The organism is Corallincola luteus, assembly GCF_004336975.1.
In the GTDB taxonomy this organism is placed as follows: Bacteria; Pseudomonadota; Gammaproteobacteria; order Enterobacterales; family Neiellaceae; genus Corallincola; species Corallincola holothuriorum.
Window position 1 is genome coordinate 88,144 of sequence record NZ_SJXE01000003.1, and the last position, 22,941, is coordinate 111,084.

The following is a 22,941-nucleotide window of genomic DNA, read 5'->3' on the forward strand; positions in this document are numbered from 1 at the left end:
TAATATGGAGGCCCCATGGCCGTTGCTGCCAATAAACGTTCTGTGATGACCCTGTTTTCAGGTGCGAACGATCTGTACAGCCATCAAGTACGTATCGTGCTGGCTGAGAAAGGGGTAAGTGTAGAGATCAATCAGGTTGATCCGAGCAACCTTCCAGAAGAGTTGATCGAGTATAACCCGTACAACACGGTACCTACCTTGGTTGATCGCGAGTTAGTACTCTATAACGCTCGCATCATCATGGAATACCTTGATGAGCGTTTTCCTCATCCGCCTCTCATGCCTGTATACCCAGTTGCGCGCGGTAACAGTCGCCTCATGATGCACCGCATCGAGAATGACTGGTATGTTTTGGTTGATAACATCATCAGTGGCAACAATGCTGATGCAGCACGTAAAGAGCTGACAGAGAGCTTGATTGCACTGGCGCCCGTGTTTGCAGAATCACCCTATTTTCTGAGTGAAGAATTTAGTTTGGTTGATTGCTACATTGCCCCGCTGTTGTGGCGCTTACCTAGTTTAGGTATTGAGCTGACAGGGCGTGGTTCTAAAGAGATCAAAACCTATATGCAGCGCGTTTTTGAACGCGACTCCTTTCAGGCTTCTTTGACTGAGTCGGAAAGAGAACAGCGAGTAGGTTTTTAAACGATGACCCCAAGCCGTCCCTATCTGTTGCGTGCATTCTATGAGTGGCTAGTTGATAACAACTTGACGCCCCACGTTGTCGTGGATGCGACGGTAGATGCAGTAAAGGTACCTACGCAGTTCGTCAAACATGGCCAGATTGTATTGAACTTAGCGCCCCATGCAGTAGGGCAGCTAGAGTTGGGCAATGATGCGGTATCGTTTAGTGCTCGTTTTGGGGGGACGCCTATGTCTGTTTATCTGCCTATTGAGTCGGTGACGGCGATTTATGCCAGAGAAAATGGCGCAGGAACCGTTTTTGCAGATGATATTGCACCAGAGGCTGATCTGGAAGAGCAACCAACACTGGTGACATCCCCGGTGACGGATGACGATAAGCCGACACCACCTTCTGGTGGGCGCCCTAGCTTGCGCGTGGTGAAGTAGTCACGTTAGACCTTGATATAAAAAAGGAGCCGTTAGGCTCCTTTTTTGTATTTTGAGGAAAGCTGTTCAGGCTATTTGCTGGTGTACTCAAACACGCGCACCACTTGCTTAACCCCAGTGACATTACGAGCTATTTCGGTGGCTTTACTTGCTTCCTGTTTGGTTAATAATCCGAGCAGGTAAACCTCACTATTCTCGGTAACCACTTTGACCTGGTTGCCGTTTACCTCTTTATCACCAATGAGATCAGCTTTGACCTTGGTGGTTATCCAAGCGTCATTACTTTGGGTAGTAAGACTAATCGGTGTACCTACTTTAACTTCATTGTGCACTGTTTTGACGCTGGGTATACCTTCAACCACACGGCTTATTTCGTTTCGCAGATGTGCGGTCGGGGCTTGTCCTACCAATAGCAAGGTGCCATTCACGCTGCTGATACTGATACGACTATGATCCCAGATATCTTTGCGCTCCCGTAGACGACCGACTGCCTTGATTTCAATGGCATTGTCATCAATCTGAGAGCCCAAGGTACGACGGTCATCGATGGCTGCTGCGGTTCCCGCAGCGCCCGCTATGATCACTGCTGCACACCCTTGGAGGGCGAGAGTGCCGGCCAAAACGACACCCAGTAGGCGACGATGTGGCATCATATGATTACTCCTCATCTTGTGGGAATAAAGTGCGGTCGATGAGATCACAGAGGCAGTGAATAGCCAGCAGGTGAACCTCTTGAATACGTGCCGTGCGGGTAGATGGTACACGTACTTCAGCATCGTTTGGACCCAAAAGCCCAGCCATCTCCCCACCGTCTTTACCGGTTAAGGCAACAATTGTCATATCTCGTGACAGCGCCGCTTCCATCGCTTTAATCACATTACGACTTTGACCACTGGTTGAAATCGCTAGCAGAATATCGCCACTGTTACCCAATGCACGAACCTGCTTAGAAAAGATCTCGTCATAGCTGTAGTCGTTAGCGATGGAGGTGATGGTCGAGCTATCGGTGGTTAGGGCGATGGCAGGAAGGCTAGGGCGTTCCTGCTCAAACCGGTTTAATAACTCAGAGGAGAAATGCTGTGCGTCGCCAGCAGAGCCGCCGTTACCACAGGTTAGGATCTTGTTTCCTGATAGCAGACACTGCACCATCATCTGTGCAGCTTTTTCTATGGCTGGAGGCATCGCTTCTGCCGCTGCTATTTTGGTTTGTATGCTTTCTTTAAAGCTTTCTTCAATGCGACTCAACATTGTTTGGCCCTTATCTTTGGACTTAGATCGCGTTACGGATCCATTCATACTGGTCGCCGGTAATGGCAACCACATCAATTCGACATGGGGTCAGACTCTCGTCTAACCCCTTTTGTTGCAGAAAAAGTTGCACTGTATGCCTTAATCGATGAATTTTCTTTTCATCGATTGCGGCTAAAGCGCCTCCGTGACTGCCAGATTTTCGATACTTTACCTCAACAAACACCCAAGTGTTGTCTTCTCGCATCACCAGATCTATCTCACCACCACGGCAATGGAAGTTTGCGGTGACAAACTTCAACTGATGGCGCTCTAGATAGGCTCTGGCCCGCTGCTCATAGGCCTCACCAATCGCCCTATGGCTGAGTAACCATTTCATCTTCTGTTGCCTGCCTTGGCATAAGCTCCGCGCTACCATTGCGCATTTTTGCCCAGTTCAATTCCCGTTTTATCTGGCCATCTTCTGAGACTTGCAGTCTACCTGTCATACCTTCCACGCTAAAACCTGGGAATGCGCGCATCTGGGCCAACTGACCGATCAGTTGGTAGGCGTCGAGTCCAAGGGCGAATAGGCGCTGCTCAGAGGCGCTGCGCTGAGGCCACAGAGCCTTACTGGCGTCACGAGTGCTTGATTGCTCTTCGGAGGCTGGCAGTAACAGGGGGATCTCACTGAACATCACGCCAGTTAATTCCCGTGCCTGACCTTGTGCCAAGCTTTTTTCATGGCTGCGAGAGCTGGCATAGATCGGCAGTTGGTCCGCAAACGGACTGACGGTGACATCGACAAAAGGCTTGAGTAGGCGTGTCTCTATTGGGTTGGAGAACAGGTAGACGGCATCTAAGTCTCGGCGACTGCGCGGCTCAACTTCCAACTTAGAGCCGAATAGCCCTTTCATATGTCGGATCCGAGCCTGACTCTCGTTAACCCCGAGCGCTTGTTCGACCATTTTCTGCATCGCTTTGCGGTCACTGTAATAACGCACCTCAACACTCTGCTTGGTGTCATCATTTGGATCAAGCTGATTGCTGCTGACTAACTGCATCCAGCTCTCTTCAAACGCAGCAGCAATGCGACTACCTAAACCGCCCTTAGGCAGTAATAGTAAGGGGTAACGGTGGCCGTCATTCCACATTCGTTGGGCAGCCTGTACGGCTTCATCCTCGGGTGCCAACGGGAAGAAAAATAGTGATGCGTTGTCCACAGCACCGTCGATACGGTTTAGTGCTAGCAGCGGAGTGGTTAATGTGGTTTCGCTGAGCAATGTCTCAACGTTACCTTTTAGCAACGGACCGATAATAAAGTCGCTTGCAGCGAGTTGGGCCTGTTCCAGCGCCTGCAGTGCGCCTTCCGCTGCCGTATCATAAAATGTCACCGTTAGGTCTGGCATGGCTGTTTTCAGGTAGCCAAATACCATGCCATCACGTATCGCCTCACCTTGGCTCTTAAAGCGTCCAGTGAGTGGCAGCAAAACGCCAATCCGTTTTGGCGTGAATGGGCGGGTTTCTAGTGCGGTTTGCAGTTCCAACGGCAGGCTGGCGGCTGCGGGGTGATTGGGGAACTCTATGCGCCACTGCTCTAGGGCATCGATCATCGCAGCCGGGTGGGTTGACATGGTTTTGGTCAACGCCATTAGTCGTAACCAGCCTGTAAAGGCGTCTGGTGGCGGCGCTTGCTCAAAAGTTTGTAGCGAGAAGGGGGTCAGAGGCTTGAGATAGCTCCAGATATAACTGTGGTTTTCCACCTGCTGTTCTGGATCCAGTGAAGGATCGAGTTGCACCAGTGATCTGGCGGCTTCGACTCGGTTGCCACGGGCCAATTGAGCGCGAGCTAGCAGTTGATAGGTGCGCAACTTATCTTCGCTACTCAGCTTATCTTTCTTGATTGAGCCTAGGATCTCAATGGCTTGATCTGGTGCGCCGCGATAGATAGCAAACTCGGCACCTAACAGTGTGTACTCCAGTCGTTGATCATCGCGCGAAAGTGGGATCTCAATGTTGCCATAGACTGAGCGGGCTAACTCCAGTTGACCTTCAAGCAAGTGGGCGCGTGATGCCAACAGTTGATAGGCTTGGCGAGCCGCTCCTGATGTCTCTTGTGCTTTGAGTAAATAGTCGGCAGCGGGTGCCGTTGGCACCCCTACGGCAACGATGGCAACCTCTTCGGGTTTAGGATCCGGTTTTGGTGTCGGAGCACAGGCCGCAATGGTGAAGAGAATGGCAAGTGGCCAGCTTAGGCGTGGTAGAATACTCATCAGGTTAGGTTACCGGTCTCGTCTAGTAGGCGTAACTTTAATTTAAGTGGGCTTAGTGTACCTTTACCCTTTCATCTTAACAAACAACGGAAAACAGCCCAATGAGCTTAGCGAGTGCACTCTATATTGTCCCTACTCCCATAGGTAACCTAGGAGACATGACACAGCGGGCTATTGAAGTGCTGACAGCAGCGGATCTGATCGCCGCTGAGGACACCCGCCATAGCCGACGTTTATTGGATGCTTACAGCATCAGTGGCCATCTTTGGTCGTTGCATGAGCACAATGAACGGGCGCGCAGTGCTGCGATTATCGAAAGGGTGCAGGCTGGACAAATTGTCGCGCTGATATCTGACGCTGGCACACCCCTGATTAGTGACCCCGGTTATCCTTTGTTGCGTGCTTGTCGTGATGCTGGTGTCAATGTGATCCCTTTGCCTGGGGCATGTGCAGCAATTACGGCGTTAAGTGCAGCCGGTTTGCCAACCGACAGATTTAGTTTTGAAGGCTTTTTGCCTGCTAAATCTGGTGCACTGAACAGTCGCCTCGATGGATTGGCAAAAGAGCCTCGCACCATGGTGTTTTATGAGTCACCACGACGGGTGCTAGTGACCTTGACCGCGATGATTGAGCATTTTGGTGCCGAGCGTGAGGCGACATTGGCAAAAGAGCTAACCAAGCGCTTTGAATCGGTTGTCCAATCGACTTTAGCTGGCTTAATTGACTGGTTAGAGGCTGAGCCAGAGCGTCAGCAGGGCGAGTTTGTTTTGGTGATTGGGGGCTATCAGGTGCCCGAGGGGGAGGGCTTGCCTGCGGAAGCTGAGCGTTGGTTAACGCTTCTTATCGCTGAGTTGCCATTGAAGAAAGCAGCCGCTTTGGTCGCTGAAATGTACGATGTGAAGAAGAAGCTGGTTTATGACCTGGGTTTGAAGTTGCAGGGTCGCTAGCTGAAACCGCGCAACTCTGCTAGACTCCGCCGCCGGAGTTGGCCAGATGATCGCCGCCGTTATTTATAGCGGGGGAGGAAAGTCCGGGCTCCATAGGGCAGGGTGCCAGGTAACGCCTGGGCGGCGCAAGCCGACGACTAGTGCAGCAGAGAGTATACCGCCGATGGCTTTTATCTTCGGATAATCGCACAGGTAAGGGTGAAAGGGTGCGGTAAGAGCGCACCGCGCGGCTGGTAACAGTTCGTGGCACGGTAAACTCCACCCGGAGCAAGACCAAATAGGCTTCCTTACGGTATGGCCCATATCGGAAGCGGGTAGGTTGCTTGAGCCTGTGAGCGATTGCAGGCCTAGAGGAATGATCATCCACGACAGAACCCGGCTTATCGGCCAACTCCCCCAACTTTTCTCTCGCCCCATCAGGGGCGAGTGATGGCGCAAAATAACCACTTTTTGCCTGATGCCTCTCTCTTCTCTCTGATTTCAGCACTGGAAAAATAATTTTTGGGCTGGAACGGTATTTCACCACCACTTTTATCCACTTTATCAACGGCTTTCGATTTTGCTACAAAAACCCCATGGTGACTGGCCTCACAGCATGGTAGTGACTGCTTGACAAGGGTTGTTTACCCCCCCTACACTTTAGCACCGTGGGGGAAAGTGGATAATTGTGGATCTAAAGGCAATATAACAGGGAGCCAATCTGATCATGTTTCGCGGTGCTAATGCCATCAATCTTGACAGCAAAGGTCGCCTTGCGATGCCAACTCGGTATCGTGAGACCCTTATGCAACGCTGTCAGGGGCAACTGGTTTGCACTATCGATATCAAAGATCCTTGTCTATTGCTCTATCCGTTGCCGGCTTGGGAAGCGATTGAGCTCAAGTTGCAACAACTCTCCAGTATGCACCCCGCCGAAAGGCGCATGCAGCGCTTGCTGCTTGGTTACGCCACCGAAGTAGAAATGGACAAAAATGGCCGTTTACTACTCTCCGCACCACTGCGTCAGCACGCCAATTTGGATAAAAAGCTGATGCTGGTGGGCCAGCTCAATAAATTTGAGATCTGGGATGAACAGACCTGGGCAGATCAGGTTGAAGCGGATAAAGAACTCGAGCTGTCGGGCACTGAACCATTCAGTGAACGACTGCAGGATTTCTCTCTCTAACTAGAGGCAATGGCATTGGTGCATGAAACCGTATTACTGCGCGAAGCGGTAGACGGACTGGCAATTAAACCTGATGGGATCTACGTTGACGGCACATTTGGCCGTGGCGGACATTCCCGTGCCATTCTTTCACAGCTTGGCCCCCAAGGCCGCCTGCTCGCTATCGATCGTGACCCCACCGCGATCGCTGTGGCTAAGCAGTTCGATGACCCCCGTTTCGAGATTATCCACGGCACTTTCTCCCAAATTGCGGCCTATATGGATGAACGAGATCTGAGCGGTAAAATCGATGGTGTACTGCTGGATCTCGGCGTGTCATCTCCGCAACTCGATGACAGTGAACGCGGTTTTAGCTTTATCAATGATGGTCCGCTGGATATGCGGATGGACAACAGCAGTGGCCAAACAGCAGCAGAGTGGCTGGCTGTCGCGGAAGCAGACGAGATCGCTCGAGTGTTGAAAGAGTATGGCGAAGAGCGCTTTGCTCGCAAAATTGCTCGCGCCATTGTCCATGACCGCGATGAAAAACCGTTTTTACGGACATCACAACTGGCCTCTTTGATTGAGCGTATTACGCCGAATCGCGAAAAGCATAAACACCCTGCAACCCGCAGCTTTCAGGCGATCCGTATTGAGATCAATCAGGAACTCAAACAGATCCACGAAGTGCTTGCTGGAGCGATGGAAGTGTTAGCCCCCTGCGGCAGGTTGTCGGTGATCAGCTTCCACTCGCTGGAAGATCGCATCGTTAAGCAGTTTATGCGCTTGCAGAGTAAAGGGGCGCCGATCCCTCGGGGATTGCCCCTGACAGAAGCGCAGTTGGCGGGGCGCTGTAAATTGAAAACATTAGGTAAGGCGATCAAGCCCAGTGCTGCAGAGGTTGAGGCTAACCCTCGCTCACGCAGTTCAGTGCTACGCATTGCCGAGCGCCTTGAGGTGCCGCTATGACAGATAGTCAGCGTAGCCTCAGCCTATTGGTCTTTCAGGACCTATGGCGGCATAAAGGGTTATTCAGCATGGCGCTGATTAACTTGTGTTGTGCGTTTGCGGTGATCCTAACCGTGCACCACGCCCGTCAAGGCAACATCGTTTTGGAGCAGCTACTGGAGCGTCAGGATCAGCTGAAGGTCGAGTACCGCCATCTGTTGCTGGAAGAGAATTCGTTGGCCGAGCATAGTCGCATTGAGCGCCTTGCAAGCAGCCGATTAAAGATGATCAGGCCAAGCCCTGAGTCTGAAAAAGTGGTGAGACTGCCATGAGTAAACAGGCAAAAGCCAATAAGGGACATCAACACTTCGCCTGGCGCTTCTATTGCGTTTTGGGTGCAGTGTCTTTGTTGTTCGTTGCGCTTTTGTCTCGCGCTGCCTATATCCAGGTACTGGATCCGGATCGCTTGCGTATGGAGGGTGATAATCGCTCATTGCGCACCAAGACTGAAATTGTTCAGCGCAGCTTGATCACAGATCGTAATGGCATCGAACTTGCGGTGAGCGTGCCGGTAGAAGCGGTCTGGGTAGATCCAAAAATTCTGTTTGAAAAAGATGGCTTGTCGATGACCCGTCGCTGGCAAGCATTGTGTGATGTGTTAGACCTCGATTTCGATAAAGTGATGGCGAGGATGCAGGGGAGTAAAGGCAAACGTTTTGTTTATCTGCAGCGTCAGCTGTCACCTGCAATGTCTGGCTATGTCGAGAATCTCAAGATCCCGGGGGTTTACCTGAAGTCCGAGTCACGCCGTTTCTATCCTACAGGCGAAGTCAGTGCTCACTTGATTGGTTTTACCGACATTGATGACAGGGGCCTTGAAGGGCTTGAGCGCAGTTATGATGAGTGGTTAACGGGTACCGACGGTAAGCGAAAAGTTCGTAAGGACCGTGGCGGACGGGTGATCGAATCTCTGGAAGTGCTGGAGCAAGCGGAAACGCCCCATGATCTCGTGCTTAGCATTGATCAGCGGATTCAAGCGCTGGCTTATCAAGAGTTGAAGAAAGCCACGGAGTATCATCGCGCAACATCGGGATCGGTGGTGGTGTTGGATGTGCGGACCGGTGAAGTGTTGGCAATGGTCAATACCCCTTCATATAACCCTAATAACCGCAAAGGCTTGAAGAATCACCGTACCCGTAACCGAGCCGTGACAGATACGTTTGAACCTGGCTCGTCAGTTAAACCGCTGGCCGTTATCAGTGCCTTGGATGCCGGTTCAGTGCAGTCAGATACGGTGGTTGATACCTCGCCTGGTTGGATGCGTATTGGAGGTCGCCAGGTACGAGACTCCCGTGATTATGGTGAGCTGGATTTGGCAGGAATCCTGCAAAAGTCTAGCAACGTTGGCGTTAGCAAACTGGCTCTTTCTGTGCCAGTAGAACAGTTGCTGGGCACTTTTTACAGCTTAGGTTTCGGTAGTGATACCGGCTTGGGGCTGCCGGGTGAAAGCAGTGGCGTGATCCATGAGCGCCGTCGCTGGTCGGAATTTGAAGTGGCAACCCTGAGTTTTGGCTATGGATTGACGGTGACCACGTTGCAGCTAGCCCAAGCCTACGCGGTATTAGGAAGCGGCGGTTTATTGCGTCCACTTTCGATTATCAAAACCGATGAGCCACTGCCCGCCAAACGTGTGCTGGATCAGCAGGTTGCCCGCAGTGTTCTCACTATGATGAATGCCGTGACTGAAGAGGGCGGTACAGGTATTGCCGCACAAGTTGCCGGTTATCGCGTATCGGGTAAGACGGGTACCTCAAGAAAAGCGGTGGCCGGGGGGTATGGCGATGACTATGTTGCGTCATTTGCCGGAGTGGCACCTTTGGATAACCCGCGATTAGCGATCGTGGTGGTCGTCAATGAGCCCGCCGGAGATAGATATTATGGCGGTGATGTTGCCGCGCCGGTGTTTGGTAAAGTGATGGCGGGCGCATTGAGGGCGCTCAATATTAGCCCTGATGCGGTGGAGGATAGCCGCATTGCGGTGCTCAGTGGAGGAAAGCCTGATGGCTCAGCTCGCTGAACTGCTCCCAAATTATTCTATTACGTTGCCAGCGATATCGCTGGCACAGATGCATCTGGATAGTCGACAAATTCGTCCTGGTGATCTGTTTGCTGCTATCCCTGGGCATCTGGTTGATGGCCGTGAATATATTGCGAGTGCTTTGGCGGCTGGAGCTGCCGCTATTCTGGCCGCGGGCGACGAAGAAGCATTGGTTTGGCACCAGGCAAAAGATGCGGGTGCGGTGCCAGAGATCCGCGTGCCTGATTTAGCACGTCGGTTGCCACAGATCGCTGCCCAGTTTTACGGTGAGCCAGGTCAGCAGATGAAAGTGATTGGTGTCACAGGTACCAATGGTAAATCGTCTGTTTGTTCCATGTGTGCACAGTTGGCACAACTGTGTGATGAACAGGGTGGCGTGGTCGGTACGCTGGGATGGGGCGCGGTAGATCAGTTGCAGCAAACGGCAAATACCACTCCTGACTGCGTCTCTGTGCAACAGATGCTAGCGGCGATGCGAAACGAACAGATGTCATTGGTGGCAATGGAAGTTTCTTCCCATGGCTTAATGCAAGGGCGCGCAGATGCTGTACCGTTCAGCACGGCAATTTTTACCAATCTGTCTCGTGATCACCTTGATTACCATGAAGATATGGCGAGTTATTTTGCCGCTAAGAAGCGCCTATTTTCACTGCCGAGTGTAAAGCGGGCGGTGATCAACGTGGAAGATAGCGAAGGGCGCGTTCTCTTTGCTGAATTGCGCGAGACGCTGGACTGTTGTGTGGTGGGGGATGCCGCCGCGTTGTCCGAACTGGGGTGTGCCCAGTTCATCGCTTATCAAGAGTTGTCTCACTTTTCTGATGGTATGCGCTGTGAGTTATCGAGCCACTGGGGCGAGGCGAGTTTATATCTGCCATTGATCGGTGATTTTAATCTTCGTAATTTTCTTTGCGCTCTCGCGGCTTTGTGCGTTGAAGGTTATGACTTCCAGCAGCTGGTGGCTATGGCGGCAAAGCTACAACCTGCCGCTGGCCGCATGGAACTGATACACAAACCGGGGCATCCTGGCCTGGTGGTTGATTATGCACACACACCAGATGCGTTGGAAAAAGCCTTGGCCGCCTGTCGTCATCATTGCCATGGGCAACTATGGTGCGTATTTGGCTGTGGTGGAGATCGTGACGTTGGCAAGCGTCCATTGATGGCGAAAGTTGCCGAGCAGTTGGCTGATCATGTGGTGGTTACCGCGGACAATCCCCGTAGCGAACCGCAGCACCAAATTACCCAAGATATACTGGTTGGATTTGCTTTCCCTGAGCAGATCTCTGTCGTGGAAGACCGCAGCCAGGCAATCGTACAAGCCTTTAGTCAAGCGGCGATGGCTGATCTGATATTGATTGCCGGTAAAGGCCATGAAGATTACCAATTGGTTGGTAAGCAAACCTTGCACCATGATGATGGTTTGGTTGCCCGCCGCTTAATGGAGGAGGCGTTATGATCTCCCTGAAATTGAGCCAGATCGCCAATGCGCTAAATGGACGTTTAGTCGGTGATGAGCTCACCATTGATAACGTGAGTACAGATACCCGTGCCATTGGCAAAGGCGATCTGTTTGTTGCCTTGAAAGGGTTGCGTTTTGATGCCCATGAATTTGCCGGGCAGGCGGTGAGTGATGGTGCTGTGGCCTTGGTCGTGGATCACGAATTAGATCTGCCTGTGCCACAAATTGTGGTGACAGATACCCGCATCGCTTTGGGTGATTTGGGTGCTTTGGTGCGCCGTTCGGTTAATCCGCAGGTAGTCGCTATTACCGGTAGTACAGGTAAAACAACGGTTAAAGAGATGACCGCGGCGATCTTGGCAGAGCAAGGCCAAGTGTTGGCGACCCAGGGCAACTTTAATAACGATATTGGTGTGCCGCTTACCCTGTTACGCCTGACTGAAGATGATCAGTTCGCAGTGATCGAACTCGGTGCCAATCATATCGGTGAAATCGCCTATACCGTTGGGTTAACAGCGCCAGATGTCGCCTTGATAACCAATGCCGGAGCCTCTCATCTGGAAGGCTTTGGCAGTTTGCATGGTGTGGTTAGAGCAAAGGGCGAGATACTGAATGGTATTGAGCAGGGCGGTAATGCGGTGTTGAATTTCGATTCACCGGATCTGGCCTATTGGCAGGGGCGCTGTGGCGAACACCCTGTTCTCGGATTCTCCATCGACAAGCCAGATGCCACTGTTTTTGCCACCGATATCGATTTTGATAATGAGGGGCGTGCCAGCTTTATATTGAATCTGCCAGCGCAGCAGGCACAGGTGCACTTGACGGTACCTGGTGAGCACAATGTTAGTAACGCTATGGCTGCGGCTGCCGCTTGCTATGGCCTAGGTATCGATGCGCAGACGATCGCCAATGGCTTGGGCCATATGACCTCGGTAAAAGGTCGACTCAATGTGTATCACCCCAGCGATGATATCCGCCTGATAGATGACACTTATAACGCCAATGAAGCGTCGGTCATAGCGGCGATCAAGTTGCTCGCACGCTACCCCGGTGAAAAGGTATTGGTGCTCGGCGATATGAAAGAGCTGGGGGCGCAAGCGAAAGAGTTACACGAAGGCGTTGGTGTATTTGCTCAGCAACAGGGGATTAGTGCGCTTTACGCTGTGGGCGAACTTAGTGGTTGTGCCGCCGGTCGTCACAGTAACGGCCACCATTTTAACGATAAAGCGCGTTTGGTTGATGCGCTGAGGGAGCTGCTCAATCAAGGTCGTCCGACGACTGTGCTGGTGAAAGGATCTCGCAGCTCAAATATGGATAAAGTGGTTGCGGATCTTCTGCAACGACTGGAACAAGAAAAAGAGATGATAGGAGTTGCAGGATGCTAGTTTGGCTGGCGGAGTACCTGACCCAATACTACACGGGCTTTAATGTCTTCTCGTATCTAACGATGCGGTCGATTTTAGGTGTGCTGACGGCACTGGTAATGTCACTGATGATGGGACCCTGGGTGATCAGAAAACTGCAGTTACTGCAGATCGGTCAGACTGTGCGCGATGATGGTCCGCAGAGTCACTTGTCAAAATCGGGCACGCCGACCATGGGCGGGTTGATGATCTTAGGCTCAGTACTGACCAGTGTTTTGTTATGGGCCGATCTGTCCAATCACTATGTCTGGGTGATGCTGTTTGTGATTGTGTCATTTGGCCTGATTGGCTTGATTGATGATTACCGTAAAGTGGTTCGCAAAGACCCCAAGGGTTTGATCGCCCGTTGGAAGTATTTCTGGCAGTCGGTCGCGGCACTGACCATTGCGGGATTTCTCTATTATAACGCGCAGTTAGATGCTGAAACGGTATTGGTCGTACCCTTCTTTAAGGATGTGCTGCCGCAGCTGGGGCTGTTCTATCTGGTGGTAGCTTACTTTGCGATTGTCGGTACCAGTAATGCGGTGAACTTGACTGATGGGTTAGATGGCTTGGCGATTGTACCCACGATCATGGTGGCGTCTGCACTGGCTTTTATTGCGTACCTCACAGGTAACGTTAACTTCTCCGCTTATTTGCAGATCCCATATATCCCTTATACCAGTGAACTGGTGGTGGTCTGTGCGGCCATTGCTGGGGCCGGTATCGGTTTTCTTTGGTTCAATACCTATCCAGCACAGGTGTTTATGGGTGATGTTGGCTCGTTAACCTTGGGTGCCGCTTTAGGCGCCGTTGCTGTGATGGTGCGTCAAGAGTTGGTGTTGATCATCATGGGCGGGGTGTTCGTGATGGAAACGGTGTCGGTGATCCTGCAGGTGGGCTCATTTAAGCTGCGGGGGCAACGTATTTTCCGCATGGCTCCGATACATCACCACTATGAATTAAAAGGCTGGCCAGAGCCTCGCGTTATTGTGCGTTTTTGGATCATCTCGTTGATCCTCGTTCTGGTTGGTTTGGCAACATTGAAGGTACGTTAATGATCGATTACGGCGGACAACAGATAGTCATCGTAGGGCTCGGGCAGAGTGGGGTCTCTTGTGCCCGCTTTTTGCGCGCGCGCGGTGCCTGTCCGCTGTTAATGGATACGCGTGAGATGCCTGCCGCTTACGTTAATGCCCCTGATCTGCAAGGCCTACCCACCTGCTTTGGCGGTCTTAATGAAGATATGTTGTTGAGTGCCGAGCTGATCGTTGTCAGCCCAGGGTTGTCACTGAAACTGCCTGCATTAAGTAAAGCCATGTCGGCTGGTATCGATGTGGTGGGGGATATTGAGCTGTTTGCCAGAGAAGTGACTGCACCTGTCGTGGCCATTACCGGCTCCAATGGCAAGTCTACCGTGACCACATTGCTCGGTGAGATGGCCCATGCAGCACGCTTGAAAGTTGCCATCGCAGGAAATATTGGTATCCCAGCGTTGGACCAAATTTCGCCTGAAATAGAGCTGTATGTGCTTGAACTGTCGAGTTTCCAGTTGGAAACCACGTCCAGTTTGAACTGTATTGCCGCCACCGTGCTCAATGTTTCAGAAGATCATATGGACAGATATGATGATTTGGCCAGCTACAGCCTGGCGAAACAACGTGTCTATGCCCATGCCGAAAATATCGTATTTAACCGTGCCGATAGTCAGACCTGGTGTAGTCGGTTCCTCACCCATGGTTGCCGTTTCAGCTATGGTTTGGACGCGCCACGAGATAGTGAATCCATTGGTATTGCTGAGCATCAAGGGGTGCGATGGCTGATGCGTGGCGATAAGCCATTGATAGCCGTCTCAGAGCTTAAATTGCTGGGAGCCCATAATCTCGCCAACGTGGCCGCGGCAATGGCGTTGGCAACCCTCGCCGGGATCCCGTTGTCGGCGATGAAAGAAGCTGTGCGCTCGTTTAAAGGGCTTGCCCATCGTTGCGAGTTTGTGTGTGAACGCAATGGTGTTATTTACGTCAACGATTCGAAAGCGACGAATGTGGGAGCTACGGAAGCGGCGATCTCCGGTTTAGTTGATAGCATTGATGGTCAATTAATTCTATTGGCTGGTGGTGATGGAAAAGGTGCAGACTTCGCCCCGCTGCAAGCGGCACTGGCGCAGGTGGATTGCCTGATCACCTTTGGCCGTGATGGTGAAAAGATCGCAGCGTTAAAGCCTGATAGTCACGAAGTGGCCGTGTTGGAGCAAGCCGTCGCCAAAGCGTGTCACATAGCCCAGCCGGGTGATGTTGTTTTATTGTCTCCCGCTTGTGCCAGCTTCGATCAGTTCCAAAGTTTTGAGCATCGTGGGCAGCGTTTTGCCCAGTTGGTACAGGAGGCCACCGTATGAGTCAGTGGCTTGCCCAAATGCGCTTACCTTTGATCTGGCTTGAAAGCGACCGCAATGATGATGCGCCCTATGATCGGACATTGTTGGTACTGATTTTCAGTTTGATGTCATTAGGCTTAGTGATGGTGGCATCGGCATCTATGCCCATTTCAGAAAGGATGTATGGTCAGCCATTTCATTTCCTGTTGCGTCATCTGGTGTATGTGGTGCTGAGTGTGGCAGCGCTGTTTGCCATCATTCGTATCCCGATGGAACGCTGGCAGCAGGCCAACATGATGTTGCTGCTGGTGGCTATCGTGCTGCTGGTGGCGGTTTTGATCGTGGGGCGTAAGGTGAACGGGAGCTCCCGTTGGCTTGCATTGGGGCCGATCACTATTCAAGCCGCAGAGCCAGCCAAACTGTTTTTCTTCTGCTACTTGGCGGGGTATTTGGTACGCCGCCGTGATGAGGTGCGGGAGAACCTTAAAGGCTTTATTAAACCTCTGGCAGTGTTCTTTGTTATTGCGGTATTGCTGTTGTTTGAACCGGATCTTGGCACCGTGGTGGTGATGTTTATGACCACGGTCGGCATGCTGTTTTTGGCGGGCGCTAAATTGTGGCAATTCTTCTCCTTAGCGCTGATGGGCATATTGGCCATCGGCGTACTGGCTGTGACGTCAGAGTATCGATTGCGCCGTATTACTTCATTTATGGATCCGTGGGCAGATCCGTTTGGTAGTGGTTATCAGCTCACCCAATCTTTGATGGCATTTGGGCGCGGCAGTTGGTTTGGTGAAGGCCTGGGTAACAGTATCCAAAAACTTGAATATTTGCCGGAAGCCCATACCGACTTTGTAATTGCTGTATTGGCCGAAGAGCTCGGCTTTGTTGGCGTAGCACTGGTACTTGGCCTGTTGTTGGCGTTAGTGGTTAAGGCGTTGCTGATTGGTCGTCAGGCATTGCATTTAGATCGTACCTTTGAGGGCTATTTTGCCTACGGCATTGCGATTTGGATGGCGTTTCAAGGTGCGGTCAATATTGGCGCGAGCTCGGGGCTTTTCCCGACCAAAGGACTGACTTTGCCACTGATCAGTTACGGCGGCAGTAGTTTGCTGACCTTAGCCGTGACTGTCGGGATTTTGGTGCGGATTGAGCATGAAGTCAGGATGGAACTGCGCCAAACCAAGCGCGTGCCGAACAAAGCCAAGCCCGCAAAAAAAGCAGATGCTGTCCCAGCGGAGGAAAGCTGATGGCTAGCCGACTCCTAATTATGGCTGGTGGCACTGGCGGTCACGTATTTCCAGCATTGGCTGTGGCTGACTACCTCGCAGCGCGGGGCTGGCAAATAAGTTGGCTGGGTACCCGTGGCCGTTTGGAAGAGCAATTAGTGCCGAAATATGGGTATGCCATCGATTATATCGATGTTCAGGGTGTGAGAGGCAATGGCCTCGTTCGGTTGCTGGCGGCGCCATTTAAGATCGGTAAAGCGATTTACCAAGCGCGCCGGGTAATAAAGCAACGCCAACCTGACGTGGTTTTGGGGATGGGCGGATACGCCAGCGGCCCCGGAGGCATCGCCGCGTGGCTCACGGGTAAGAAGTTGGTGGTGCATGAGCAGAATGCCGCCGCCGGAATGACCAATCGTTTGCTCGCCCGTTTCGCCAGCGATCTGCTCGTTGCTTTTAACGGTGCATTTCCTGGGATTGAGCAGGTGGTAGGCAACCCGGTGAGAGCTGCGTTTACAGAGTTAGCGTCACCACGAGAGCGTAAAGCGGATATCACAAAGCGTCCAGTGCAGATATTGGTTGTAGGTGGCAGTTTGGGAGCGCGAGTGCTGAATGAAGTAGTGCCAGCTGCTGTGGTTAATTTGGACCGTCCACTGGTGATCAAGCATCAGACAGGCAAGGGCCAGCATGCTGAAGTGTTAGAACGCTACCGTGCGGCAGCGCAGGCCCAAGTAGAGGTAAGCGAGTTTATTGACGATATGGTTGCGACGTATGGTTGGGCTGATCTTGTGATCTGCCGCGCCGGAGCGCTGACGGTGTCAGAAATAGCCATGGCCGGTGTTGCCAGTATATTCGTGCCTTTGCCCCATGCGGTTGATGACCATCAGACTAAAAACGCACAGTATTTGGTAGCGGCGAAGGCGGCCATTTTGATGCCGCAAAAAGAATTTGATGCAGTGAGTTTAAATGAGCAGTTAACTGCGTTGTTGGATAAACCGGAAGTGTTGGTTGAAATGGGTGAATCAGCAAAAATTGCTGCCACGCCAAACGCGACCGCTGATGTGGCAAATATCATCAGCGAACGGGCTAGGAGACATTAGGCGATGGCAGTATTAAACGAACAACAGATTAGCCAGATTAGGCAATGGGTGCCGGAGATGCGTCGCGTTAGTCGCATCCATTTTGTTGGGATTGGCGGTGCCGGCATGGCCGGGATTGCCGAGGTATTGGTGAATGAGGGCTATAAAGTCACGGGGTCGGATATCAGCCTTAACCAATCAGCTCAACGACTAATTGGTTTGGGTGCTGAGGTGTTTATTGGCCATAACGCTGCACAGATCGACGGTGCCAGTGTGGTGGTTGTCTCTACGGCGATTGCGGCGGATAACCCAGAAGTATTGGCAGCTAATGCTGCGCGGATCCCCGTGGTAAGGCGCGCCGAAATGCTCGCGGAATTGATGCGTTATCGTCACGGCGTGGCGATAGCCGGTACCCACGGCAAGACGACCACTACCAGTTTGACCGCGACGTTGTTTGCCGAAGGGGGGCTTGACCCGACCTTTGTCATCGGAGGCCTGCTTAACAGTGCTGGAACCAATGCCAGGCTGGGCAGTAGCCGTTATCTGATCGCGGAAGCAGATGAGAGTGATGCGTCATTTCTCCATCTGCAACCTATGGTGGCGGTGATCACCAATATTGAAGCTGATCATATGGATACCTATGGCGGCGATTTCGAACAATTAAAAAGTACTTTTGTTGAGTTCTTACATAATTTGCCATTTTACGGACTAGCCGTACTTTGTATTGATGATGAGGTGGTACGCGAATTACTGCCTCGGGTTAGTCGTCATATCACAACATATGGGTTTAGTGACGACGCAGATGTGCGAGCCGTTGATTTTGTACAACGGGGCCATTGCTCTGAATTCACGGTTAACAGGAAAGGGCATAGCAGCTTACAAGTGACTCTGAATTTGCCAGGGCAACACAATGTGCTGAATGCGTTGGCGGCTATTGCTGTGGCGACCGAAGATGGTGTCGCTGACGACGCCATTGTTCGTGCACTTGGCGCGTTCGAAGGAATTGGCCGCCGTTTCGAGCACTATGGTGAGTTCGATACAGGCAATGGCAAAGCGATGCTCGTTGATGACTATGGTCACCATCCATCAGAAGTACAGATGACGATCAAGGCGGCTCGTGCTGGTTGGCCTGAACGGCGCTTGGTATTGGCATTTCAGCCTCATCGCTATACCCGGACGAGAGACCTTTACGAAGACTTTGCTGATGTGCTGTCGCAAGTCGACCTGTTGCTGTTGTTAGATGTTTATCCGGCAGGAGAGAAGCCGATCCCTGGAGCTGATGGACGTGCACTCTGTCGCTCAATTCGCCAGCGCGGCAATATCGATCCGGTGTTTGTGGCGACGCCGGAACAGCTACCTGCACAACTTGGTGAGCTGCTGCAGGACGGTGATCTGGTGTTGACTCAGGGTGCAGGAAACGTTGGTGCCGTCGCCAAGCGTTTAGCAGAATTAAAGTTGGATATTGCCGCAATGAAGGCAACCGGGGAGGGCGGTGATGGCCTCTAAGCAGTTTGGAAAAGTGGCCGTGCTTTATGGCGGAACTTCGGCAGAGCGTGAGGTGTCGCTCAAGTCAGGTGAGGCCGTGCTAAAAGGCCTGCATGCTGCGGGAATTGATGCCCACGGTGTTGATCCAAAACATCAGCCAGTTAGCAGCTTACATAAGCATGGTTTCGACCAGGTGTTTATCGCTTTGCATGGGCGCGGTGGTGAAGATGGCACCATGCAGGGTTTGCTCGAGCTGTTGCAGCTGCCCTACACCGGCAGTGGTGTATTGGGTTCCGCATTGGCGATGGATAAAGTGAGAACTAAGCAGGTATGGCAGAGCTTGGGGCTACCGACGGCGGGCTACCGCGTTGCGCTAAAAGATCAGTGCAGCCCTGAGCTGCTTGCGGCCTATCTTACTGAGTTGGGTGGGTGTGTCATGGTTAAGCCTGCCAACGAGGGATCCAGCATCGGCATGGCCAAGGTTGATACAGCAGATGCACTGACAGATGCAGTCGCTGCGGCTTTTGCGTACGACAACGAGGTTCTGTTGGAGCAGTATGTTGTTGGCAAAGAGTATACCGTGGCGATCCTGGAGGGTAGAGCGTTGCCAATGATCCGGATGGAGACGCCCAACACCTTTTATGATTATCAGGCGAAGTATCAGAGTGATACGACTCAGTACCATTGCCCTTGCGGTTTGGATGAGCAGTTTGAAGCTGAACTTGGGGAGATTGCGGTTCGGGCATTTGATGCGGTGGCGGCATCAGGCTGGGGTCGAGTTGATCTGATGATTGATGACGCCGGTGAAGTGTTTCTACTGGAAGTAAATACCGTACCGGGCATGACGGAAAAGAGCTTGGTGCCGATGGCAGCAAAGGCTGCAGGTATTGGCTTTCCCGAATTGACGTTGCGAATATTGCAAACGGCGGACTAAATGGCGATAGCGATGACGACAGAGCCAGAGATGACACCAGAACATGAGGCGACCAGTAAGCACTGGGGCGGCTTGGTGTTTTTTATTCTCACTCTGTTGGCGTTGGGCTATGGCATCTATCAATTGAGTGAGGCGGTGGCAGATCGTGAAGTGCTACCGATCGCGCAGCTTAAAATTATTGGTGAGCGGCGTTTTACCACCGATCAGGAGATCCGCGGTGCGCTCGAATCGGGTGCAGGGCTGGATTCGTTGATGATGCAAGATGTCGCCCATGTTCAGCGTCGCGTTGTGGAGTTGCCGTGGGTGGATGCTGTGCAGGTGAGAAAGTCTTGGCCCGATGGTTTGACGTTGTTTATTACCGAGCAGCAACCGTTGGCGCAATGGGATGAAGGTCGCTTGCTGAATCAACGGGGTGAGCTATTTACTGTGCCAGAGCCGGCTTTGGCGGAGCCTTTGCCTTTGTTGCAGGGGCCGGATGGTACCGAGCAACGGGTGTTGGATTATTTTAAGCGCTTCGATTCGTTGCTGGCTTACCACCAGCTCGAGTTGCTTGAGTTAACCATGAGTACACGACAGGCATGGAAACTGCTTTTAGCACCTAACCTGGAATTGCGTTTAGGGCGAGAAGATGAGATTGCTCGTTTACAAAGATTTATAGATCTCTATCAGGCATTGCCTGCAGAGGCGAAAAACAAAATCGCTTATGTCGATGCGCGTTACGACACAGGCATGGCGGTAGGTTGGCTTACCGAAAATGATACGGAATAGATGGCGAGTGTGTGGGAATGAGTAAAACCACCGATGCGAGATTGATTGTTGGCCTAGATATCGGCACGTCGAAAGTGACCGCCGTGGTAGGTGAAGTAATGGCCGATGGTGAAATAAGTGTCATCGGGCTGGGTAGTCATCAATCTCGGGGCATGGATAAGGGCGGTGTGAATGATCTTGATTCTGTCGCCCGCGCTGTGCAGCGAGCGTTAGATGAAGCTGAGCTGATGGCCGGATGCCAGATCGCTTCTGTGTTTCTGAGTATCAGTGGCCGCCATATCGAATGTCAGAATGAAAATGGCATGGTGTCAATTAATCAGGAAGAGGTGACACAAGAGGATGTCGATGCGGTGATCCATACCGCTAAGTCTGTGCCTATTTCCGATGAACGACGCATTTTACACGTGTTGCCACAGGAATTTGCTATCGACTGGCAGGAAGGGATAAAGAGCCCAATAGGTATGTCGGGCATGCGTTTGGAAGCCACGGTTCATATCATCACTTGTGCCAACGATATGGCAAAAAACATTGTGAAGTGTGTTGAACGATGTGGCTTGAAGGTCGATAAACTGATTTTCGCGGCGTTGGCATCCAGCTATTCGGTGTTGACCGATGACGAGAAAGAGCTGGGAGTCTGCCTGGTAGATATTGGTGGCGGTACCATGGATATCTCGGTGTTTACCGCCGGCGCGCTCCGCCATACCGCGGTGATCCCTGTGGCTGGGAATCAGGTCACCAGCGATATCGCTAAGATCTTTAGAACGCCACTGTCCCATGCCGAAGAGATCAAAGTGCAGTATGCCTGTGCGCTGCGCCAGTTAGTGAGTTTGGAAGACAGTATTGAAGTACCCAGTGTGGGGGGGCGACCGTCTCGTACTATGAGCCGTCACACATTGGCTGAAGTTGTAGAGCCCCGTTACCACGAGTTGTTTGATTTGGTAAAGGAAGAGTTGAAGCGCAGTGGTATGGAAGACCAGATTGCTGCGGGGGTCGTATTGACCGGAGGTACAGCGAAGATGGAGGGAACTGTCGAGTTTGCTGAGGATGTGTTTCAGATGCCCGTGCGGCTAGGAACACCGCTCGAAATTAAGGGATTAACAGATTATGTAGATGACCCGGTATATGCCACTGCTGTTGGCTTGTTGCATTACGGCAAAGATGATTTGCTGGGACAACGCCGGGAAAAGCGCGCAAGCGAAGGTGTTTCAGGCCTGTGGTCGCGAGTGCATAGTTGGTTTAAGGGTGAGTTTTAAAACGTTCTGGGTGAGAACAAAATAAATCGGAGATCGCATCATGTTTGAGTTCATGGAAAGTCATAGTAATGACGCTGTTATTAAGGTCGTAGGTGTTGGGGGCGGTGGCGGTAATGCTATCCAGCATATGGTTGAAAACACCATTGAAGGCGTAGATTTTTACGCTGCCAATACAGACGCGCAAGCGTTGCGCAGCAATGCGGCTGAGCACAAAATTCAGCTTGGTGGCGCGATTACTAAAGGTTTGGGTGCAGGTGCCAATCCTGAAGTTGGTCGTCAGTCAGCATTGGAAGATCGTGAAAATATCAAGAAAGCCCTTGAAGGCGCTGACATGATCTTTGTTGCCGCAGGCATGGGTGGTGGTACCGGTACTGGCGCTGCACCGGTAGTGGCTGAAGTCGCGCGTGAGATGGGGATCCTTACCGTTGCCGTGGTGACTAAGCCGTTTCCATTTGAAGGCAAGAAGCGCATGGAATATGCCGATGCGGGTATTGAAGCGTTGCGTGACCATGTTGACTCGTTGATCACTATCCCTAACGACAAGTTAATGAAGGTACTTGGGCCGCGTACCAGTCTGTTGGATGCTTTTAAAGCTGCCAACGATGTATTGAATGGTGCCGTACAAGGGATCGCCGAGTTGATCACCCGCCCAGGCTTGATTAACGTCGATTTTGCCGATGTCAAAACCGTGATGTCAGAAATGGGTACCGCCATGATGGGTACCGGTATTGCGTCCGGTGAAGATCGTGCAGAAGAAGCTGCTGAAGCGGCAATCTCTAGCCCGCTGCTCGAAGATGTTGATTTGGCGGGGGCACGCGGTATTCTGGTAAATATCACTGCTGGCCTAGATATCAGTATCGAAGAGTTTGAAACTGTCGGTAATGCGGTTAAAGGCTTTGCCTCTGAAAACGCCACTGTGGTTGTTGGTGCTGTTATTGACCCAGAGATGAGTGAAGAGCTGCGTGTGACCGTTGTTGCTACTGGTATCGGTGCAGAGCGTAAGCCGGATATCACTTTGGTGAGCCGTCCGACACCAGCAGTGGAACCGGTCAGCAAGCCTGCACCGACCATTGAACCTCTGTCTGCAAACATGGTCTCAGATCAGGTGATGCCAGAGAAAAAGGTTGTAAATGGCCCAGCCACAGGCGGTCAGGGAGAGTTGGATTACTTAGATATTCCAGCCTTCTTACGCAAGCAGGCAGACTAGGATTAGAGTAAAAGCTTGAAATTTAGTCAGCATATCGATAAAATA

General features: G+C 51.9%; 22 protein-coding genes and 1 other RNA gene. 19 read left to right on the forward strand and 4 right to left on the reverse strand.

Annotation, left to right across the window (positions count from 1 at the left end; genetic code table 11):
- The first annotated feature begins 15 nt into the window (after window positions 1–15).
- Together sspA and EZV61_RS08485 are read left to right on the forward strand one after the other, a co-directional pair.
- On the forward strand, window positions 16–645 hold the full coding sequence (sspA, locus tag EZV61_RS08480) for a stringent starvation protein SspA (RefSeq protein WP_114338156.1): 630 nt from the start codon (window positions 16–18) through the stop codon (window positions 643–645).
- A 3-nt stretch (window positions 646–648) separates the two neighbouring features.
- Window positions 649–1,071 carry a ClpXP protease specificity-enhancing factor gene (locus EZV61_RS08485; protein ID WP_114338157.1) on the forward strand — a complete coding sequence of 141 codons (423 nt, stop codon included), beginning with the start codon at window positions 649–651 and terminating at the stop codon, window positions 1,069–1,071.
- Window positions 1,072–1,142: 71 nt separating this feature from the next.
- Here EZV61_RS08485 and dolP read toward each other — a convergent pair whose 3' ends face one another.
- The 4 genes from dolP to EZV61_RS08505 are packed head-to-tail and all read right to left on the reverse strand — an operon-like array spanning window position 1,143 to window position 4,571.
- Complete coding sequence (dolP, locus tag EZV61_RS08490; RefSeq protein ID WP_233496464.1) at window positions 1,143–1,724, reverse strand: division/outer membrane stress-associated lipid-binding lipoprotein; 582 nt, start codon at window positions 1,722–1,724, stop codon at window positions 1,143–1,145.
- Between the two features lie 4 nt (window positions 1,725–1,728).
- Complete coding sequence (locus EZV61_RS08495; protein ID WP_114338158.1) at window positions 1,729–2,319, reverse strand: phosphoheptose isomerase; 591 nt, start codon at window positions 2,317–2,319, stop codon at window positions 1,729–1,731.
- A 22-nt stretch (window positions 2,320–2,341) separates the two neighbouring features.
- Entirely contained in the window at window positions 2,342–2,698 is a 357-nt protein-coding gene (locus EZV61_RS08500; protein ID WP_114338159.1) for a YraN family protein, read from the reverse strand.
- Window positions 2,676–4,571: a penicillin-binding protein activator gene (locus tag EZV61_RS08505; RefSeq protein WP_131415008.1), complete on the reverse strand. Its 1,896-nt coding sequence runs from the start codon at window positions 4,569–4,571 to the stop codon at window positions 2,676–2,678. Before EZV61_RS08505 ends, EZV61_RS08500 begins: the two co-directional genes overlap by 23 nt.
- A 101-nt stretch (window positions 4,572–4,672) precedes the next feature.
- Here EZV61_RS08505 and rsmI point away from each other — a divergent pair, with 101 nt between their 5' ends.
- The 17 genes from rsmI to ftsZ all read left to right on the forward strand — a co-directional run bounded on the left by rsmI (window position 4,673) and on the right by ftsZ (window position 22,896).
- Complete coding sequence (rsmI, locus tag EZV61_RS08510; RefSeq protein ID WP_131415010.1) at window positions 4,673–5,518, forward strand: 16S rRNA (cytidine(1402)-2'-O)-methyltransferase; 846 nt, start codon at window positions 4,673–4,675, stop codon at window positions 5,516–5,518.
- 34 nt (window positions 5,519–5,552) lie between these two features.
- Window positions 5,553–5,917: RNase P RNA component class A (gene rnpB, locus EZV61_RS08515), an RNA gene on the forward strand.
- A gap of 307 nt (window positions 5,918–6,224) precedes the next feature.
- Entirely contained in the window at window positions 6,225–6,683 is a 459-nt protein-coding gene (gene mraZ, locus EZV61_RS08520) for a division/cell wall cluster transcriptional repressor MraZ (protein ID WP_114338162.1), read from the forward strand.
- Between the two features lie 9 nt (window positions 6,684–6,692).
- Window positions 6,693–7,631, forward strand: a complete 939-nt coding sequence (rsmH, locus tag EZV61_RS08525; RefSeq protein WP_131415012.1) for a 16S rRNA (cytosine(1402)-N(4))-methyltransferase RsmH — start codon at window positions 6,693–6,695, stop codon at window positions 7,629–7,631.
- The gene (gene ftsL / locus EZV61_RS08530; RefSeq protein WP_131415014.1) at window positions 7,628–7,942 is read left to right on the forward strand and encodes a cell division protein FtsL; all 315 of its coding nucleotides are present in this window, start codon (window positions 7,628–7,630) and stop codon (window positions 7,940–7,942) included. The genes rsmH and ftsL overlap by 4 nt, the downstream gene beginning before the upstream one ends.
- Entirely contained in the window at window positions 7,939–9,687 is a 1,749-nt protein-coding gene (locus tag EZV61_RS08535; RefSeq protein ID WP_130567120.1) for a penicillin-binding transpeptidase domain-containing protein, read from the forward strand. The genes ftsL and EZV61_RS08535 overlap by 4 nt, the downstream gene beginning before the upstream one ends.
- Window positions 9,671–11,164 (forward strand): UDP-N-acetylmuramoyl-L-alanyl-D-glutamate--2,6-diaminopimelate ligase, encoded by a 1,494-nt coding sequence (murE, locus tag EZV61_RS08540; RefSeq protein WP_165569558.1) that lies wholly within the window; start codon window positions 9,671–9,673, stop codon window positions 11,162–11,164. The genes EZV61_RS08535 and murE overlap by 17 nt, the downstream gene beginning before the upstream one ends.
- The gene (locus EZV61_RS08545; RefSeq protein WP_131415018.1) at window positions 11,161–12,552 is read left to right on the forward strand and encodes a UDP-N-acetylmuramoyl-tripeptide--D-alanyl-D-alanine ligase; all 1,392 of its coding nucleotides are present in this window, start codon (window positions 11,161–11,163) and stop codon (window positions 12,550–12,552) included. Before murE ends, EZV61_RS08545 begins: the two co-directional genes overlap by 4 nt.
- Window positions 12,546–13,628 (forward strand): phospho-N-acetylmuramoyl-pentapeptide-transferase, encoded by a 1,083-nt coding sequence (mraY, locus tag EZV61_RS08550; RefSeq protein WP_114338168.1) that lies wholly within the window; start codon window positions 12,546–12,548, stop codon window positions 13,626–13,628. The genes EZV61_RS08545 and mraY overlap by 7 nt, the downstream gene beginning before the upstream one ends.
- Window positions 13,571–14,965 (forward strand): UDP-N-acetylmuramoyl-L-alanine--D-glutamate ligase, encoded by a 1,395-nt coding sequence (gene murD / locus EZV61_RS08555; RefSeq protein WP_476695889.1) that lies wholly within the window; start codon window positions 13,571–13,573, stop codon window positions 14,963–14,965. The genes mraY and murD overlap by 58 nt, the downstream gene beginning before the upstream one ends.
- Window positions 14,966–14,982: 17 nt before the next feature.
- Window positions 14,983–16,194 carry a cell division protein FtsW gene (gene ftsW / locus EZV61_RS08560; RefSeq protein ID WP_233496476.1) on the forward strand — a complete coding sequence of 404 codons (1,212 nt, stop codon included), beginning with the start codon at window positions 14,983–14,985 and terminating at the stop codon, window positions 16,192–16,194.
- A complete protein-coding gene (gene murG / locus EZV61_RS08565; RefSeq protein WP_131415020.1) occupies window positions 16,194–17,270 on the forward strand; it encodes an undecaprenyldiphospho-muramoylpentapeptide beta-N-acetylglucosaminyltransferase in 1,077 nt (358 codons plus the stop codon). Before ftsW ends, murG begins: the two co-directional genes overlap by 1 nt.
- Before the next feature lie 3 nt (window positions 17,271–17,273).
- Window positions 17,274–18,755, forward strand: coding sequence for a UDP-N-acetylmuramate--L-alanine ligase (murC, locus tag EZV61_RS08570; protein ID WP_131415022.1), 1,482 nt, complete (start codon window positions 17,274–17,276; stop codon window positions 18,753–18,755).
- Complete coding sequence (locus tag EZV61_RS08575; protein ID WP_131415024.1) at window positions 18,745–19,668, forward strand: D-alanine--D-alanine ligase; 924 nt, start codon at window positions 18,745–18,747, stop codon at window positions 19,666–19,668. The genes murC and EZV61_RS08575 overlap by 11 nt, the downstream gene beginning before the upstream one ends.
- Window positions 19,669–20,436 carry a cell division protein FtsQ/DivIB gene (locus tag EZV61_RS08580; RefSeq protein ID WP_130567113.1) on the forward strand — a complete coding sequence of 256 codons (768 nt, stop codon included), beginning with the start codon at window positions 19,669–19,671 and terminating at the stop codon, window positions 20,434–20,436.
- A 17-nt stretch (window positions 20,437–20,453) separates the two neighbouring features.
- Window positions 20,454–21,689: a cell division protein FtsA gene (gene ftsA / locus EZV61_RS08585; protein ID WP_114338175.1), complete on the forward strand. Its 1,236-nt coding sequence runs from the start codon at window positions 20,454–20,456 to the stop codon at window positions 21,687–21,689.
- A gap of 40 nt (window positions 21,690–21,729) precedes the next feature.
- Complete coding sequence (ftsZ, locus tag EZV61_RS08590) at window positions 21,730–22,896, forward strand: cell division protein FtsZ (RefSeq protein WP_114338176.1); 1,167 nt, start codon at window positions 21,730–21,732, stop codon at window positions 22,894–22,896.
- Window positions 22,897–22,941 lie beyond the last annotated feature (45 nt).